The sequence below is a fragment of the Pelomonas sp. KK5 genome (assembly GCF_001984095.1).
Classification (GTDB): Bacteria; Pseudomonadota; Gammaproteobacteria; order Burkholderiales; family Burkholderiaceae_C; genus KK5.
The window spans coordinates 1-1,281 of sequence record NZ_LYVQ01000478.1; the positions used below are offsets into that span (position 1 = coordinate 1).

Here is a 1,281-nt window from a genome sequence, read left to right on the forward strand (position 1 = left end):
AAGAGCTGGCTCCAGAAAACTGAACACGGCGATGAGTGGAAACTCGGTCCATTGATCGGCCCCGAAGATCGGGGCGGCAAGGAGACCAGAGCATGAGCAGAAGACCACGCCGGAACCACTCACCGGCGTTCAAGGCCAAGGTGGCGCTGGACGCCATTCGTGGCGAGAAGACGCTGGCCGAGTTGGCCAAGCAGCACGATGTGCACCCGAACCAGATCACCGACTGGAAGAACCAGTTGCTGGAGCGGGCGTCGGGCGTGTTCGGCGCCGAGACGGCCGAGCCACCCAAGACCGATTTACGCGAGCTGCACGCCAAGATCGGCCAGCAGGCGCTGGAGATAGATTTTTTAGCAAGCGCGCTCGGCAAGGCCGGACTGCTGAGCGGAAGGAAATGATCCAGCCGGACCATGAGCTCAGCATCAAGCGCCAGGCCGAGCTGTTGAACATCGCCCGTGGCAGCGCGTACTACGTGCCGCGCCCGGTGTCGGACGCCGACCAAACGTTGATGCGGCGCATCGACGCGCTGCACCTGGAGTACCCCTTCGCGGGTGCGCGGATGCTGCGCGATCTGTTGCGCCGCGAAGGCTTCGAGGTCGGTCGCAAGCACGTGGCCACGCTGATGGCCAAGATGGGCATCCAGGCGCTGTACAGGAAGCCCAACACGAGCAAGAAGCACCCGGGCCATGCGGTGTACCCGTACCTGCTGCGAGGCATGAAGACCGAGCGCGCAAACCAGGCGTGGGCGATGGACATCACTTACATCCCGATGGCTCGCGGCTGGGTCTACCTGGCCGCCGTCGTGGACTGGGCGAGTCGGCGCGTGCTCGCCCATCGCGTCTCGATCAGCATGGACACGACGTTCTGCCTGGAGGCGCTGGAAGAGGCGTTTGCGCGGCACGGCAAGCCCGAGGTCTTCAACACCGACCAGGGCAGCCAGTTCACCAGCCTGGCCTTCACCGAGGCGCTCAAGAGTCGCGGCGTGGCCATCAGCATGGACGGGCGCGGTGCCTGGCGCGACAACGTCTTCGTGGAGCGGCTGTGGCGCACGATCAAGTACGAGGAGGTGTACCTGCATGCCTACGAGTCGGTCAGCGATGCCCGGCAGCGGCTGGGACGCTTCATCGAGTTCTACAACACGCGCCGGCCGCATTCCTCGCTTGGCGCTCAGACCCCGGATGAGTTCTACTTCGCGTCGCTGCCGGCGATTCAACAGGCAGCTTGAGCGGCCGAGTTCCACTTATCGAACCCTGGAATCGTGTTCAAACGAATGGGGCCAGCTCT

At 64.1% G+C, this 1,281-nt stretch carries 1 protein-coding gene; it reads left to right on the forward strand.

Translation table 11 applies throughout. The annotated features are described in order from the left end of the window. Positions 1-92: 92 nt before the first annotated feature. Positions 93-1,222, forward strand: a protein-coding gene (locus tag B0W88_RS31790) for an IS3 family transposase (RefSeq protein ID WP_369973975.1) whose coding sequence is annotated in 2 segments (ribosomal slippage) — positions 93-351 and positions 351-1,222 — 1,131 coding nt in all. Because the reading frame shifts where the segments join, the coding sequence is not laid out codon by codon here. Positions 1,223-1,281: the final 59 nt, after the last annotated feature.